10 protein-coding genes are annotated in these 15,551 nt (G+C 68.3%); 4 read left to right on the top strand and 6 right to left on the bottom strand.

What is annotated here, in order from left to right; genetic code table 11:
* Positions 1-11: 11 nt before the first annotated feature.
* On the bottom strand, positions 12-1,691 hold the full coding sequence (locus ACQY9S_RS07865; RefSeq protein WP_428424556.1) for an NAD+ synthase: 1,680 nt from the start codon (positions 1,689-1,691) through the stop codon (positions 12-14).
* On the opposite strand from ACQY9S_RS07865, the gene ACQY9S_RS07870 reads away from it, so the two are divergent.
* Entirely contained in the window at positions 1,690-2,886 is a 1,197-nt protein-coding gene (locus ACQY9S_RS07870; RefSeq protein ID WP_428424558.1) for a GNAT family N-acetyltransferase, read from the top strand. The two genes, ACQY9S_RS07865 and ACQY9S_RS07870, sit on opposite strands and share 2 nt — an antisense overlap.
* A 77-nt stretch (positions 2,887-2,963) precedes the next feature.
* On the opposite strand, the gene rocD is transcribed toward ACQY9S_RS07870, so the two are convergent.
* Positions 2,964-4,199, bottom strand: coding sequence for an ornithine--oxo-acid transaminase (gene rocD, locus ACQY9S_RS07875; protein ID WP_428424560.1), 1,236 nt, complete (start codon positions 4,197-4,199; stop codon positions 2,964-2,966).
* 126 nt (positions 4,200-4,325) lie between these two features.
* Here rocD and ACQY9S_RS07880 point away from each other — a divergent pair, with 126 nt between their 5' ends.
* The gene (locus ACQY9S_RS07880) at positions 4,326-4,796 is read left to right on the top strand and encodes an Lrp/AsnC family transcriptional regulator (protein ID WP_428424562.1); all 471 of its coding nucleotides are present in this window, start codon (positions 4,326-4,328) and stop codon (positions 4,794-4,796) included.
* Positions 4,797-4,895: 99 nt separating this feature from the next.
* Here the strand turns inward: ACQY9S_RS07880 and ACQY9S_RS07885 are convergent, their stop codons facing one another.
* Positions 4,896-7,661, bottom strand: coding sequence for a M16 family metallopeptidase (locus ACQY9S_RS07885; RefSeq protein WP_428424564.1), 2,766 nt, complete (start codon positions 7,659-7,661; stop codon positions 4,896-4,898).
* 122 nt (positions 7,662-7,783) lie between these two features.
* The gene (gene ppa, locus ACQY9S_RS07890; RefSeq protein WP_428424566.1) at positions 7,784-8,323 is read right to left on the bottom strand and encodes an inorganic diphosphatase; all 540 of its coding nucleotides are present in this window, start codon (positions 8,321-8,323) and stop codon (positions 7,784-7,786) included.
* Positions 8,324-8,564: 241 nt separating this feature from the next.
* Between ppa and ACQY9S_RS07895 the strand changes: the two genes are divergently transcribed.
* Together ACQY9S_RS07895 and ACQY9S_RS07900 are read left to right on the top strand one after the other, a co-directional pair.
* Complete coding sequence (locus ACQY9S_RS07895) at positions 8,565-11,042, top strand: sodium-translocating pyrophosphatase (protein ID WP_428424568.1); 2,478 nt, start codon at positions 8,565-8,567, stop codon at positions 11,040-11,042.
* Positions 11,043-11,169: 127 nt separating this feature from the next.
* Positions 11,170-11,964 (top strand): 2-keto-4-pentenoate hydratase, encoded by a 795-nt coding sequence (locus ACQY9S_RS07900; RefSeq protein ID WP_428424570.1) that lies wholly within the window; start codon positions 11,170-11,172, stop codon positions 11,962-11,964.
* A 13-nt stretch (positions 11,965-11,977) separates the two neighbouring features.
* Here the strand turns inward: ACQY9S_RS07900 and lpdA are convergent, their stop codons facing one another.
* Together lpdA and aceF are read right to left on the bottom strand one after the other, a co-directional pair.
* Positions 11,978-13,798 carry a dihydrolipoyl dehydrogenase gene (lpdA, locus tag ACQY9S_RS07905; RefSeq protein ID WP_428424572.1) on the bottom strand — a complete coding sequence of 607 codons (1,821 nt, stop codon included), beginning with the start codon at positions 13,796-13,798 and terminating at the stop codon, positions 11,978-11,980.
* Between the two features lie 13 nt (positions 13,799-13,811).
* The gene (aceF, locus tag ACQY9S_RS07910) at positions 13,812-15,476 is read right to left on the bottom strand and encodes a dihydrolipoyllysine-residue acetyltransferase (protein ID WP_428424574.1); all 1,665 of its coding nucleotides are present in this window, start codon (positions 15,474-15,476) and stop codon (positions 13,812-13,814) included.
* Positions 15,477-15,551 lie beyond the last annotated feature (75 nt).

The following is a 15,551-nucleotide window of genomic DNA, read 5'->3' on the forward strand; positions in this document are numbered from 1 at the left end:
CTGGCTGGAATTTAAGCACGGAATTTCGAGGTGATGGGGTAGCGCCAGTCCTTGCCGAACGATCGGTGCGTGATACGGATGCCGACCGGGGCCTGCCGCCGCTTGTACTCGTTGATCTTGATCAGCCTTGTAACGCGCTCCACATCGGTGCGCGCATAGCCGGCCGCGACGATGTCCTCGACCCCCTGGTCTTCCTCCATGTAGCGCGCCAGGATGGCGTCCAGCACGTCGTAGGGCGGCAGGCTGTCCTGGTCGGTCTGGTCGGGGCGCAGTTCGGCGGACGGCGCTCGCGTGATGATCCGCTCGGGAATCACCGGCGCCGCGCCCTGCGCATTGCGCCAGGCGGCCAGCCGGTAGACCAGGGTCTTGGCCACGTCCTTGATCACCGCAAAACCGCCCGCCATGTCGCCGTAAAGCGTGCAGTAGCCGGTGGCCATCTCGCTCTTGTTGCCGGTGGTCAGCACGATGCGGCCGGATTTGTTCGACAGCGCCATCAGCAGCGTGCCGCGAATGCGCGCCTGGATGTTCTCCTCGGTCGCGTCCTCGGCCAGACCGGCAAACTCTTGCGCCAGCCCGGCCCTGAACGCCTCGAACATCGGCACGATCGAGAGCTCGTCGTACTGCACGCCCAGGCGCCGCGCCATGTCGCGCGCGTCGATCCACGAGATGTCGGCGGTGTAGGGCGAGGGCATCATCACCGCCCTCACCTGGTCGGCCCCGAGCGCGTCGACCGCGATCGCCAGCACCAGCGCCGAATCGATACCCCCGCTCAGCCCGATGATCGCGCCAGGGAAGCCGTTCTTGCCCAGGTAGTCGCGCACACCCGTCACGAGGGCCGACCAGGCCTGGGCTTCGAGCGTGGGCGCTGGCGAGAGCGCGCCGGCGACAGCGCCCTGAGCACTCACGTCGACGAGCAGCAGCTCCTCGGCAAAACTGGCGGCACGCGCACGCACCACGCCGTGCGCGTCGACGGCGAACGAGGCGCCATCGAACACCACCTCGTCCTGCCCACCGACGAGGTGCGCGTACAGGACCGGCAACCCGCTCCCGGTCGCGCGCCGGGCCATGCGCTCCTCGCGCTCCTCGGCCTTGCCCAGGTGGAACGGCGAGGCGTTGATCACCACCAGAACCTGTGCGCCCGCCGCCTTCGCGGCCGCAGCCGGCTCGTCGAACCAGGCGTCTTCGCAGATCAGCAGCCCCACACGCACACCACCCGCCTCCACCACCACCGGCCCGAAGCCGGCATCCCGGCCCGACACGAAGTAACGGCGCTCGTCGAACACCTGGTAGTTCGGGAGTTCCCGCTTCGCATACGTGGCGGTGATCCGCCCGCCACCGAGCACCGACGCCGCATTGACCCGCCGCTGCACCGCCAGCGAGCGCGTGCGAAGATCACCCGTCGCATCGATGGCCTGCGGATGGCCGACCACCACTTGCAAGTCCGGCAGGTCGGCCAGCGCCGCGGCGCAGGTGGTCAGCACCTCGTCGCAGGCCCGCATGAAGGCGGGACGCAGCAGCAGGTCTTCCGGGGGATAACCGGTCAGCGACAGCTCCGGCGTGATCACCAGCCGCGCGCCCTGTGCATAGGCCTGGCGCGCCCAGTGGGCGATGCGTTGCGCGTTGCCAGAGAGGTCGCCGACGGTGGCGTTGAATTGGACGAGGGCGATCGTGGCGGACACAGTGGCAGACATGAATCAGGGACGTGACGCGTTGTCGATCGATGGTACCCCTGCCCCCGGCGACTGGGCGGTGCAGCTGCATGCCGATCCGTCGCGCATCGACGCCCGCGCCTGGGACGCTTTGGTCGAGGCGAGCCCTTCGGCCACGCCTTTCATGCGCCACGCCTACCTGTGCGCGCTGCACCAATCCGCCAGCGCAGTGCCCGAAACGGGTTGGGCGCCGCAGTTCCTCGCGATCGAGCACGACGGCACGCTGGCAGCCGCCTGCCCGCTCTACCTCAAGAGCCACTCCTACGGCGAGTACGTGTTCGACTGGGCCTGGGCCCAGGCTTACGAAGACGCCGGGCTGCGCTACTACCCCAAGCTGCTCTCGGCGGTGCCCTTCACCCCGGTGCCGGGCTCACGGCTGCTCGCGCGTGACCCGCAGGCCCGCGTGGTGCTGCTGCGCGCGATGGAAACGTTTGCCAGGCGCCACCGGCTGTCGTCGGCCCACGTGCTTTTTCTCGATGAAGCCGATCGCGCCGCCGCCGAGGCAGCGGGCTGGATGCTGCGCAGTACCGTGCAGTTCCATTGGGTCAACCGCGAACCCGCGGCCTACGCCGACTTCGCCGACTTCCTCGCCAGCCTGCAGCGCGAGAAGCGCAAGAAGATCCAGCAGGAGCGGCGCTACGTGCGCGAGGCCGGCGTCGGGTTTGAGGCGCGGGTCGGCGCACAGATCACTGCGGCCGACTGGGACTTCTTCTACCGCTGCTACCTGAACACCTACCGCGCCCATCACTCGACGCCCTACCTGACGCGCGAGTTCTTCGAGCGCATGGCCACGTCGATGCCGCAGCACTGGCTGCTGTTCACCGCGAAGCGGGGTGGCGAAGCGATCGCCGCTTCGCTGATCGCGCTCGACCCCGAGCGCGGTCACGCCTATGGCCGCTATTGGGGCGCGCTCGACGCGGTCAGCTGCCTGCACTTCGATGCCTGCTACTACCAGCCGCTCGAGTGGTGCATCGAGAACGGCTACCGCCGCTTCGAAGGCGGCGCGCAGGGCGAGCACAAGATGGCCCGCGGACTGATGCCGGTGCGCACACATTCGGCGCATTGGCTCAGCGACGCGCGTTTCGCCGATGCCGTGGCGCGCTACCTGGAGCGCGAAGGCGCCGGCATCGAGGCCTACGTCAGCGAGCTCGATGAGCGCAACCCGTTCAAGCGCTGACGGGCGCCCCCGGCTGCGGCCCACCGCAGCCACCCCCATGGGGGTCTCGGCCGGCTTGGGGCTCGGCTGAGCAGGATTCAGTGCGCCGTGCCGAGGCGCGCGAGCACCCGCCCGAGGGCTGCCGTGGCCTCACCGATCTCGCGCATGCCGATCACCAGCGGCGGGGCAAAGCGCACCACCGTGCCATGGGTGTCCTTGCTGAGCACGCGTTCCTGCAACAGGCCCTCGCACACCGTGCGAGCCGACGCAAAGCAGGGATCGATGTCGATGCCGATCAGCAAGCCCTTGCCGCGGATGTCGCGGATCGCCGGGTGCCGCAGCGCGTGCAGCCGTTCGAGCAGCGCCGTGCCGTGCTCCGCCGCGCGCTCCGACAGCTTTTCCTCGACGAGCACCTGCAGCGCCATGTCCCCGACGGCCGCGGCCAGCGGATTGCCGCCAAAGGTGGAGCCATGATCGCCGGGCGTGAACACCGCCATCACCTCCTCACGCGCAAGGAAGGCGCTGACCGGCAACAGGCCGCCGCCCAGAGCCTTGCCCAAGGTCAGGCCATCCGGGCGCACGCCCTCGTGGTCGCAGGCGAGCAGCCGGCCGGTGCGGCCCAGACCCGTCTGCACTTCGTCGCAGATCATCAGGATGTTGCGGCGCGTACAGATCTCGCGCACAGCCCTCAGATAGCCGGCGGGGGGAACGATGATGCCGGCCTCGCCCTGCACCGGCTCGACCAGGAAGGCGCAGGTGTCCGCCGTGATGGCGGCTTCCAGCGCCGCCGGGTCACCGTAGGGCACCGTCACGAAACCGGGCGCGAACGGCCCGAAGCCGCTGCGGTACTGGGCCTCGCTCGAGAAGCCGATGATCGTCGTCGTGCGCCCGGCGAAGTTGCCGGCCGCCACGATGATCTGCGCGCGACCGTCCGCGATCCCCTTGACGGTGTAGCCCCACTTGCGGGCCGCCTTCAACGCCGTCTCCACCGCCTCGGCGCCGGTGTTCATCGGCAGCGCACGGTCCATGCCGGTCAGGCGGCACAGGCGTTCGAGGAAGAAACCGAGCTTGTCGGTGTAGAAGGCGCGCGAGGTCACGGCCAGTTGCCGTGCCTGCGCGACCAGCGCCTCGACCAGACGCGGATGACTGTGGCCGAAGCTGACGGCCGAGTAGGCCGACATCATGTCGAGATAGCGTCTGCCATCCTGCCCCCACAGGTACACGCCCTCGCCGCGCGTCAGCACGACCGGCAAGGGGGCGTAGTTCGAGGCACCGTAGTGTTCTTCCAGCGCAATGGGGCTGGCCGACAACGGAAAACCGGGGTGGATGGTCATGGCGATCTCCTGCATTCAGGGGTTCGATCCCCGGCTCTCACTGTAGAGAGGGATGCACGCAATGTGCTTTCCATTTCTTGTGCATATTCATTTTCTTATGCACGTTTCATGCATATGATATGAATCATGGGTACTTTGGATGCGCTTGATCGTCGATTGCTGGCCGAACTCCAGGGTCGCGGTCGTGCCTCGAACGTCGAGCTGTCCGCGGCGGTGCATCTGTCGGCGCCGCAGTGCTTCCGGCGCGTGAAATCGCTCGAGGAGCGTGGCGTGATCCGCGGCTACGCCGCCCAGGTCGATCGCGAGGCGCTGGGCCTGGGCGTGATGGCCTACGTCAGCGTGGACATCGCCGCCGAGCAGTTCGGCCATGTGCGCGAGTTCGAGCAGACCATCCGCGGCTTCCCGCAGATCCTCGAATGCCACACCGTCTCGGGCGACTCCGACTACCTGCTCAAGGTGGTGGCGCGCGATCTCAAGTCGCTCAGCCAGTTCCTGACCGATCGCCTGATGCAGATCTCCGGCGTCGCGAACGTGCGCTCGATGATCTGCATGGAAGAGATCAAGCCTCCCTCGCCGCTGCCGACGACGACCGAATGAAGCGGGGCGCCCCGCCTGCGGTCGAGCGCCGGGCCGCCCCAAGCCGACCGCGCACCCGCTCGGCGGGTGGCGCCGGTACGCCGGTGCCAGGTGCCCCGACTACTCCTTGAAGTCGCCGCCGAAGCCGTAGACGAAGCCGTCGGGGCGGATGTATTTGCGCAAGGCTGCGTTCACCTGCTCGAGGGTCGCCGCGGCGATCGCGTCGTCGACCTGCTGCGAAATCGCGAACGTGCGATCGAGACGCAGGTTGCCGGCAAGGCCGGCCGCCAGGCGTGCGTCCTGCGCGCGCGACAACCGGCGCGAGCTGATCAGGCCGCGCTGGGCCTCCTGCAGTTCAGTGGCGGTGAAGCCCTCCTTCAGCGCACGCGCGACCTCTTCCTTGAACGCCGCCTCGACCTTCGCGCGATTCTGTGGCGCGAAGATGGCCTGGGCATGCCAAGGAGAATTGCGCTCGTCCTGGTTCCATGCCAGATAGCTGTAGACGCCGTAGGACAGACCTTCCTTCTCGCGGATGCGCACCCACAGCCGCGAACTGCCACCACCGCCCAGCAGGTGGTTGGCCAGCGTGAGCGCCGCGTAGTCGGGATCGCTGTCCATCAGCGGCACCGGCAGGAACACCGCCATCTGGGCATTCTGCTTGTCGGGCGTCGGCAGCATCAGGCGCGCCGGCGGCACCGGCACCAGGGGCTCGGCGACGCGCACGCAGGGCTCACTGCTCTTCCAGTCGCCGAAAGCGGCTGCCAGCGCCTGTTTCACCGCCGGCACGTCAAGGTCGCCGCTGGCGCCGAACTCGGCGTGCGAAGCGCCATAGAAGCGGCGGTGGAATTCGCGCAGTTGCTCGACCTTCGCCGACCCGATGTCGGCAATCAGTTCGTCGAAGCTCTTCGCATGGCGCACGTCGCCCCGCGGGTAGTGGTTCACATGGCGATCGATCGCGTTGGCGACCACCGCTTCGGGTTCCTTGCGTTGTTGTTCCACGCCGGTCAGCGCCTGGCTGCGCTGCTCTTCCAGCACCGCGGGCGGAAAGGCCGGTTCGCGCAGCAGTTCGCCGACCAGCGCGATCACCGCCGGCAGGTTCTGGCGCCTGGTCGCGATCGTCGCATTGACACTGCCGATGTCGCTCGAGAAGCTCACCTCGGCCTGCAAGGCATCGAGCTGGTCGCGGATCTGCTGACGCGAGAGCTTCGCCGAGCCTTCGTCCAGCATCGCCGCCACCAGTGCCGGCACTTCGCCCTGGCCGGCCAGGCTCTTCTCGTCGCCGAAGTGCAGCGTGAGCACCGCGTTCACCACACCGCCGCGGGTGGGCTTGGGCAGCAGCGCCACCTTCAATCCGCTGGCGAGCACGAAGCGCTGCGTCTGCGCGTCGATGTGGGCCGGCGTCGTGTCGAACGCGGCAACGGCGGTGGCACCGGCCTGGGGTTTGAAGTCCTTGAACTGCGCCGCCACGTCGACCGCTTTCGGTGCCGGCGCGCGCTGCGGCTTGTCGGTCGGCAGATAGGTGGCGAGCGTGCGATTCGAGGGCAGCAGCCGCTCGACGGCGACGCGCTGCACGTCGGCGAGCGTCGCTGCCTTGACACGATCGCGGGTCAGGAAGAAGAGCCGCCAGTCGCCCTGCGCGACCGACTCGGACAACGACACGCCCACCGTCTCCGGGTTCGTGAAGGCCAGATCCCAGCCCTTGAGCCACTTGGCGCGCGCACGCTCCAGCTCTTCGGCCGTGACCGGTTCGGACGCAACCGACTCCAGCACCGCCAGCAGCTCGCTGCGAGCCTTGTCAACGTCCTGCCCCGGCGCGAGCTGCGCGACGAACAGGGCCGCGCCGGGATCGTGCAGGCCGAAAGGCTCCGCACCGACGCTCGCGGCCAGTTGCTTCTCGACGAGCCGCTTGTGCAGCCGGCCCGACGGCGCATCACCCAGCACCAGGGCCAGCAGCTCGACGGCCGCGAATTCGGGGTCTGCCGCTGCGGGCACGTGATAGCCCGCATACAGCAGCGGCGCGCCGCCGACGCGGCGCAGTGTCAGCGCGCGTTCACCGTCCTGCGCGGCATCGATGGTGTACAGCGTGGGCAGCACGCGCCTGGGCTTCGGGATCTTGCCGAAGTACTGCTGCACCCAGCGCAGCACCTGCGCGGCATCGAACTGACCGCTGACGACCAGCGTCGCGTTGTCGGGCTGGTAATACTGGCGATAGAAGGCCTGCAGCCGGGCGATGTCGACGTTCTCGACATCGCTGCGCGCGCCGATCGTGTCCTTGCCGTAGTTGTGCCAGTCGTACATCGCGGCCAGCGTCTTCTGGTAGAGGATGCGGCCGGGGTTGTTCTCGCCCATCTCCATCTCGTTGCGCACCACGGTCATCTCGGAGTCGAGATCCTTGCGCGCGATGAAGCTGTGGACCATCGCATCGGCGTGCCACGACAGGAACCACTTCAGGTTCTCGTCGTTGGCCGCGAAGCTGGCGAAATAGTTGGTGCGATCGAACCAGGTGCTGCCATTGGCCTTGAGGCCGCGCTTCGTGAACTCGGCCCAGACGTTGCGCGTGGTGGGCGTGCCCTTGAACATCAGGTGCTCGAGCAGGTGCGCCATGCCCGTTTCACCGTAGTTCTCGTGGCGCGAGCCGACGTGGTAGGTCAGGTTGACCGTCGTCGTCGGCTTGGACGCGTCGGGCACCAGCAGCAGCTGCAGGCCATTGGCGAGCCGGTATTCGGCGATGCCCTCGACCGAGGTGACCGCGGCAACACCGTGCGGCAGCCCGACAGCCGTTGCCGCCGACACGGCCGGGTGGCCCGGCTTCGCTGCAAGCGCCGGGGGCGGCGCCTGCAGCATGGCCAGCGCGCAGGCGCCGGCCACAAGGTACTTCGCGAACATGGGTGCGGGCCTCGCTGCCACCGAGGCGGTGCTGTGAAGGCCCGCAGTGTAGCCAGCAGCTTGCGCGCACCGCCGGCCACGGGCCATACCCGAGTGAGGCGATGGCGGTGCCGGCCGGCCCGTCAGCCCGCGCTGGCCTTGCGGTAGTTCTCCATGCCCAGGCGCACTTCATCCTGGGCGGACTCCGGGCCTTCCCAACCCTGCACCTTGACCCACTTGCCGGCCTCGAGGTCCTTGTAGTGCTCGAAGAAGTGCTGGATCGCCTTGAGACGCATCTGGTTGATGTCCTCCGGCTTCTTCCAGTGGTCGTAGATCGGCAGGATCTTGGTGGTGGGCACCGCGAGGACCTTGGCGTCGCCACCGGCCTCGTCTTCCATCTTCAGCACGCCGATCGCGCGGCAGGTCACCACGACGCCGGGCGACAGCGGGAAAGGCGTGATCACCAGCACGTCGACCGGATCGCCGTCGTCGGACAAGGTCTGCGGCACATAGCCGTAGTTGCACGGGTAGTGCATCGCGGTCGTCATGAAACGATCGACGAAGATCGCGCCGCTTTCCTTGTCGACCTCGTACTTGATCGGATCGGCGTTCATCGGGATCTCGATGATCACGTTGAACTGCTCGGGCGCCTTGGCGCCGGGGGTCACGTTGTGCAGACTCATGGGTCTCGTCTCCGGAATCGCGGGGAAACCCGAATTCTAAGCAGCGGGCTGTCATGGGACTGACCACAAGCCCGGCGGTTCGCATACCGAGCCCGGGCGCCAATCTCGTTGCGGCTTCGGGGGGCTTCACTTAGCATGCGCCGGCAACCCGGCCAGCATGCCACGCCAGTGGTGTCGTCAGCGAAGAGCCGCGGTGCAGCCCTTTCACTGAGGACCTCTAACGAGGAAGGAGACACTTCTCATGTCCAGTTCCCTGGCGCTCATCTTTGCGCTGATCTGTGGTTTCGCGGCCGTGGTCTACGGTTTTGTCCAGCGCAGCTGGATCCTCAAACAGGACGCGGGCAATGCCCGCATGCAGGACATCGCGGCAGCGATCCAGCAGGGTGCGGCCGCCTACCTGGCTCGCCAGTACCGGACCATCGCCCTCGTGGGCGTGATCCTCACGGTGCTGATCGGCCTCTTCATCGGCCTGTCCACGGCAGTGGCCTTCGTGATCGGCGCGCTGCTGTCGGGCGCCTGCGGCTTCATCGGCATGAACGTCTCGGTCAAGGCCAACGTGCGCACCGCGCAGGCCGCCACGCGCGGCATGAAGGAAGCGCTTGACGTCGCCTTCAAGGGCGGCGCCATCACCGGCATGCTGGTGGTGGGCCTGGGCCTGCTGGGGGTGAGCGCCATGTTCTGGTTCCTCACCGGCAACGGCCAGGTCACGCCGACCAGCAGCCTCGCGGTGGCGCTCAAGCCGCTGCTGGGCTTCGCCTTCGGTGCCTCGCTGATCTCCATCTTCGCGCGGCTCGGCGGCGGCATCTTCACCAAGGGCGCCGACGTCGGTGCCGACCTGGTGGGCAAGGTCGAGGCCGGCATCCCCGAAGACGACCCGCGCAACCCGGCGGTGATCGCCGACAACGTGGGCGACAACGTCGGCGACTGCGCCGGCATGGCGGCCGACCTGTTCGAGACCTATGCGGTCACGCTGATCGCGACGATGGTGCTGGGTGCACTGCTGGTGGTGGCCGCGCCGATGCAGGCTGCGCTCTACCCGCTCGCGCTGGGCGGCTTCTCGATCATCGCGTCGATCATCGGCTGCAGCGCGGTGAAGGCCTCGCCCGGCATGAAGAACGTGATGCCGGCGCTCTACAAGGGCCTGATCGTCGCCGGCGTGATCTCGCTGGTGGGCTTCTTCTTCATCACCAAGTGGGTGATGCCCGACAACGCGATCTACGAGACCGGCACCCAGTTGCGGCTGTTCGGTGCTGCAGTCGTCGGCCTGGTGCTGACGGCGCTGCTGGTGTGGATCACCGAGTACTACACCGGCACCCAGTACGCGCCGGTCAAGCACGTGGCGCAGGCCTCGACCACCGGCCATGGCACCAACGTCATCGCGGGCCTCGGCGTGTCGATGCGCTCGACCGCGTGGCCGGTGGTGTTCGTGTGCGGCGCGATCCTGGCGTCCTACCAACTCGGCGGCCTGTACGGCATCGCGGTGGCCGCGACCTCGATGCTGAGCCTGGCCGGCATCGTGGTGGCGCTCGACGCCTACGGTCCGATCACCGACAACGCCGGCGGCATCGCCGAGATGGCCGAGCTGCCGTCGAGCGTGCGTGACATCACCGACCCGCTCGACGCGGTGGGCAACACGACCAAGGCGGTGACCAAGGGCTATGCGATCGGCTCGGCCGGCCTCGCGGCGCTGGTGCTGTTCGCCGACTACACCCACACGCTCGAGGCCGCCGGCAAGCTGGTGAGCTTCGACCTGTCCAACCCGTCGGTGATCGTCGGCCTCTTCATCGGCGGCCTGATCCCCTACCTGTTCGGCGCGATGGCGATGGAGGCCGTGGGCCGCGCCGCCGGATCGGTGGTGGTCGAGGTGCGCCGCCAGTTCCAGGACGGCCAGATCATGGCCGGCAAGCGCAAGCCCGACTACAGCGCAGCGGTCGACATGCTGACCTCGGCGGCGATCAAGGAGATGATCATCCCCAGCCTGCTGCCGGTGGTGGTGCCCATCGTCGTCGGGCTGCTGCTCGGCCCGGCGGCGCTCGGCGGCCTGCTGATGGGCACCATCGTCACCGGCCTGTTCGTCGCGATCTCGATGTGCACCGGCGGCGGCGCCTGGGACAACGCCAAGAAGTACATCGAGGAGGGTCACTTCGGCGGCAAGGGCAGCGACGCCCACAAGGCCGCCGTCACCGGCGACACCGTGGGCGACCCCTACAAGGACACCGCGGGCCCGGCCGTCAACCCGCTGATCAAGATCATCAACATCGTGGCGCTGCTGATCGTGCCGCTGCTGCCGGCGGCGGCCGGGCCTGGTGGCGCGACCCTGCACGCCGCACCGGCGGCGGCGGTCGAAGCCCCGGCTCCGGTGCCAGCACCCGCCCCCGCAGCGGCCGGCGCCGACGGCGCCAGCATCAAGGTCGAGAACGGCGTGGTGAAGTTCTACTTCGCCACCGCCTCGTCGGCCCTGGCGGGCGGCGCGGCCGAGGCGCTGGCCGACGTGGTCAAGGGTGTGGCGGCGGGCAAGAAGGCCGTGGTCAGCGGCTACCACGACGCCACCGGCGACCCGGACAAGAACGTCGAACTCGCCAAGCAGCGCGCGCTGGCCGTGCGCGACGCCTTGAAGGCGGCGGGCGTGGCCGAAGACAAGGTCGAGCTGAAGAAGCCCGAGCAACTCAATGCCGGCGACGCGGCCGAGGCCCGGCGCGTCGAGGTGAAGCTCGAGTAGCCCGACCCCAGGATCACCCGGAGCCCGCCTCGGCGGGCTCTTTTTTTGCCGATCGATGCGCCCGGCAAGCAGCCACACGGCAGCTGTCATACATTGAATGCCCTGCATGTCATTCAGGGCGAGTGCAATGAACCACTCCACACGGACACCCGACGAGACGATCGACGATTGCGCCTCACGCCTGTGGGCGGCGCAAGCCTCATGCACCCCGACGGCACTGCTGAGCGAGGTCCACCCCGGGCTCGACGAACGCGATGCCTACGCGATCCAGGCCGCGACGCTGCGCCGCCGCGGCGTGCCGCCGATCGGCTTCAAGCTCGGCTACACCAGCGCGGCGATGCGCGCCCAGATGGGGATCGCCCATCCGAACTTCGGCGTGCTCACCGAGCAGCACCGGCTCGGCGCCGAGGGCCGGGCGATCGCCCGCGCTCGGCTGATCCACCCGCGTGTCGAGCCCGAGATCGCGTTGCGGCTCGGCCGCGAACTCGCCGGACCCGGCCATACCCGCGCAAGCGTGTCGAGTCACCTGGAGGCGGTGCTGCCGGCGCTCGAGATCGTCGACACCCGCTATCCGGACTACCGCTTCAGCACGGTCGACAACATTGCCGACAACAGCTCCAGCGCGGGCTTCGTGACCGGCCCGCCGACAGCGTGGCGCGACGACCTCGATCTCGCCGCCGTCGAGGTTGCTCTGAGCGCCGACGGCAATGTGCTCGACTGCGGCCGCGGCGCCGATGCCATGGGGGACCCGCTGCTCGCGCTGGCGTGGCTGGCCGGCTTTCTGGCGGAACGCGGCCAGTCCGTGCCGGCCGGTTCGCTGGTGCTTACCGGCGGCCTCACCCGTGCTCACCCGGCTGAGCAGGGTCAAGCGTTCGAGGCGACATTCGGCGTTCTCGGGGCAGTGAAGGCGCGCTTCGACTGAGCGGGGGCGCGCCTCAACGCTTCGCCGGCGGCAGATCGGTGCAGGAGCCGTGCGCCACTTCGGCGGCCATGCCGATGCTCTCGCCCAGCGTCGGGTGCGGGTGGATGGTCTTGCCGATGTCCACCGCGTCGGCGCCTATCTCGATCGCCAGCGCGATCTCGCCGATCATGTCGCCCGCATGCGTGCCGACGATGCCGCCGCCGACGATGCGGTGCGTCTCCTCGTCGAACAGCAGCTTGGTGAAGCCCTCGTCGCGGCCGTTGGCGATCGCACGGCCCGAGGCCGTCCACGGGAACAGGCCCTTCTTCACCTTGACGCCGCTCGCCTTGGCCTCGTCCTCGGTCAGCCCGACCCAGGCCACTTCCGGATCGGTGTAGGCCACGCTCGGGATCACGCGGGCGTTGAACGCGCTCGTCGCGAGCTTGGCATCGCCGAGCACCGCGCCGGCCGCCACCTCGGCGGCCACGTGGGCCTCGTGCACCGCCTTGTGCGCCAGCATCGGCTGGCCGACGATGTCGCCGATCGCAAAGATGTGCGCAACGTTGGTGCGCATCTGGATGTCGACCGGGATGTAGCCGCGCTCGCCGACCACCACGCCGGCCTTGTCGGCACCGATCCTCTTGCCATTGGGCGTGCGGCCCACGGCCTGCAGCACGAGGTCGTAGACGCCCTCGCTCTTGCTGCCGTCCAGCCCCTCGAACTGCACGCGGATGCCGTCCTTCGTCGCTTCGGCGCCGACCGTCTTGGTCTTGAGCATCAGCTTGTCGAAGCGCGGCGCGTTCATCTTCTGCCACACCTTGACGAGGTCGCGGTCGGCGCCCTGCATCAGGCCGTCGAGCATCTCGACGACGTCGAGCTTCGCGCCCAGCGTCGAGTAGACCGTACCCATCTCCAGGCCGATGATGCCGCCGCCGATGACCAGCATCTTCTTCGGCTGCTGGCGCAGCTCGAGCGCACCGGTGGACGTGACGATGCGCGGATCGTCCTTCGGCAGAAAGGGCAGCTTCACCGCTTCGGAGCCGGCCGCGATGATCGCGTTCTTGAAACGGATCGTCTGCGCCTTGCCGTCGGTGGCGACGACCTTCAAGTGATGCGGATCGGCAAACTCGCCGCTGCCGGTCACCACGGTGACCTTGCGCATCTTGGCCATCGCGGCCAAGCCGCCGGTCAGCTTGCCGACCACCTTGTCCTTGTGGGCCTTGAGTTTGGCGAGGTCCACGCTCGGCTTGCCGAAGCTCACGCCCAGGGACTCGAAATGCGAGACCTCGTCCATCACGGCAGCCACGTGCAGCAGCGCCTTCGACGGGATGCAGCCGACGTTCAGGCACACGCCGCCGAGCGTCGCGTAGCGCTCGACCAACACCACCTTCAGGCCCAGGTCGGCGCCGCGGAAGGCGGCCGAATAGCCGCCGGGGCCGGCGCCCAGCACCAGCAGATCGCACTCGAGGTCGGCGCCGCCGGCGTAGCTCGCGGCAACTGGAGCGACCGCCCCACCCTCACCCCGGCCCTCTCCCGCCGGGGCGGGAGAGGGAGTGGCGGCGGGCTTGGCCCCCTCTCCCGCACGAGCGGGAGAGGGTTGGGGTGAGGGCGCGGCCCCCGCCGCTTCCAGCGACAGGATCACCGAGCCTTCGTTGACCGTGTCGCCGACTTTCAGCTTGAGCGCCTTCACGACGCCCGCATGCGACGACGGGATCTCCATCGACGCCTTGTCGCTCTCGACGGTGATCAGGCTCTGGTCGGCCGCGACGCTGTCGCCCGGCTTGACCAGCAGTTCGATCACTGCCACGTCCTTGAAGTCGCCGATGTCGGGGACCTTGATGTCGATCAGTGCCATGTCCGCGGCCCCCTCACAGCAGGACTCGGCGGAAGTCCGCCAGGATCTGACCGAGGTAGGCGTTGAAGCGCGCCGCCGAGGCGCCGTCGATCACGCGGTGGTCCCAGCTCAGGCTCAGCGGCAGGATCAGCCGCGGCTGGAAGGCCTTGCCGTCCCAGCGCGGCTCGGTGCTGCTCTTGCACACACCGAGGATCGACACCTCCGGCGCGTTGATGATCGGCGTGAAGTAGCGCCCGCCGATACCGCCGAGCGAGCTGATGCTGAAGCAGCCGCCGCTCATCTCGGCCGGCCCCAGCTTGCCGTCGCGCGCCTTCTTGGCCAGCTCGCTCATTTCCTGGCTGATCTGCAGCACGCCCTTCTTGTCGGCGTCCTTGATCACCGGGACGACCAGGCCGTTGGGCGTGTCGGCCGCGAAGCCGATGTGGAAGTACTGCTTCAGCACGATCTGCTCGCCGTCGAGCGAGGCATTGAACTCGGGGAACTTCTTCAGCGCCGCGACGCAGGCCTTGATCAGGAAGGCCAGCATCGTGACCTTGACGCCGGACTTCTCGTTCTCCTTGTTGAGTTGGACGCGAAACGCCTCGAGCTCGGTGATGTCGGCATCGTCGTGGTTGGTGACGTGCGGGATCACGACCCAGTTGCGGTGCAGGTTGGCGCCGCTGATCTTCTTGATGCGCGACAGGTCCTTGCGCTCGACGGGCCCGAACTTCGCGAAGTCGACCTTGGGCCAGGGCAGCAGGTCCAGTCCCACGCCGCCGCCGGAGGCCGCCGGCGCCTTGTTGGCCTGGGCCGTGGTGCGCGCTTCGCCGGCCATCACGCCCTTGACGAAGCCTTGCACGTCCTCCAGCGTGATGCGCCCTTTCAACCCACTGCCTTTGAGCTCGGCCAGCGGCACGCCGAGCTCGCGCGCAAAGCGGCGCACCGAGGGCGAAGCGTGCGGCAGATGCCCTTGCGGCGCGGTCGGCTCATGGGCCGGCAATGCGGCGGTCGGCACGGTGCGCTCGACCGGCTGGCTGGCGAGCTGCGCGGTCGGCGCTGGCGCGGCATCGGCCGCCTTCGCCGCAGTCGGTGTTGAGACACCGCCCGCGGCGCCTTGCAGCACCACGACCGGCGTGCCCTTGGACACCTTGTCGCCCAGCTTCACGAGCAGGTGCTCGACCGTGCCCGCGTGCGACGACGGGATTTCCATCGAGGCCTTGTCGCTCTCGACCGTGATCAGGCTTTGCTCGGCCTTGACCACGTCGCCGGGCTTGACCAGCAGTTCGATCACTTCGACGGCGTCGAAGTCGCCGATGTCGGGAACGGCGACTTCGATCGATGCACTGGCACTGCCCTCAGCCCGGCTCTCTCGCGCTGTCGCGGGAGAGGGAGTCATCGGTGCAACGGGCTTGGCTGCTTCTCCCGCCGCTGCGGGAGAGGGTTGGGGTGAGGATGCGGCCCCTGCTGCCTCCAGCACCAGCACCACCGTGCCCTCGCTCACCTTGTCACCGAGCTTGACCTTCAGCTCCTTCACCACGCCGGCATGCGATGACGGGATCTCCATCGACGCCTTGTCGCTCTCGACCGTGACCAGGCTTTGCTCGGCCTTGATCGTGTCACCGGGCTTGACCAGCACCTCGATGACCTCGACCGTCTCGAAATCCCCGATGTCGGGAACCTTCACTTCCATCAGCGCCATGTGCTTGTCTCCGTGCGGGGACGCATCTCGTGGCTGTGGCCGGCGTCGCTGCGCGACACCCTCCTTCGCCGCGAG

The sequence above is a fragment of the Methylibium sp. genome, from assembly GCF_965279545.1.
Taxonomy (GTDB): domain Bacteria; phylum Pseudomonadota; class Gammaproteobacteria; order Burkholderiales; family Burkholderiaceae_C; genus Methylibium.

Bases quoted from the DNA above. Each gene is read 5' to 3' on its own strand.
- ACQY9S_RS07865 (WP_428424556.1), bottom strand. From the start codon at position 1,691: ATGTCTGCCACTGTGTCCGCCACGATCGCCCTCGTCCAATTCAACGCC.
- ACQY9S_RS07895 (WP_428424568.1), top strand. From the start codon at position 8,565: ATGTCCAGTTCCCTGGCGCTCATCTTTGCGCTGATCTGTGGTTTCGCG.
- aceF (WP_428424574.1), bottom strand. From the start codon at position 15,476: ATGGCGCTGATGGAAGTGAAGGTTCCCGACATCGGGGATTTCGAGACG.
- lpdA (WP_428424572.1), bottom strand. From the start codon at position 13,798: ATGGCACTGATCGACATCAAGGTCCCCGACATCGGCGACTTCAAGGAC.
- ACQY9S_RS07900 (WP_428424570.1), top strand. From the start codon at position 11,170: ATGAACCACTCCACACGGACACCCGACGAGACGATCGACGATTGCGCC.
- ACQY9S_RS07880 (WP_428424562.1), top strand. From the start codon at position 4,326: ATGGGTACTTTGGATGCGCTTGATCGTCGATTGCTGGCCGAACTCCAG.
- ACQY9S_RS07870 (WP_428424558.1), top strand. From the start codon at position 1,690: ATGAATCAGGGACGTGACGCGTTGTCGATCGATGGTACCCCTGCCCCC.
- ppa (WP_428424566.1), bottom strand. From the start codon at position 8,323: ATGAGTCTGCACAACGTGACCCCCGGCGCCAAGGCGCCCGAGCAGTTC.
- rocD (WP_428424560.1), bottom strand. From the start codon at position 4,199: ATGACCATCCACCCCGGTTTTCCGTTGTCGGCCAGCCCCATTGCGCTG.
- ACQY9S_RS07885 (WP_428424564.1), bottom strand. From the start codon at position 7,661: ATGTTCGCGAAGTACCTTGTGGCCGGCGCCTGCGCGCTGGCCATGCTG.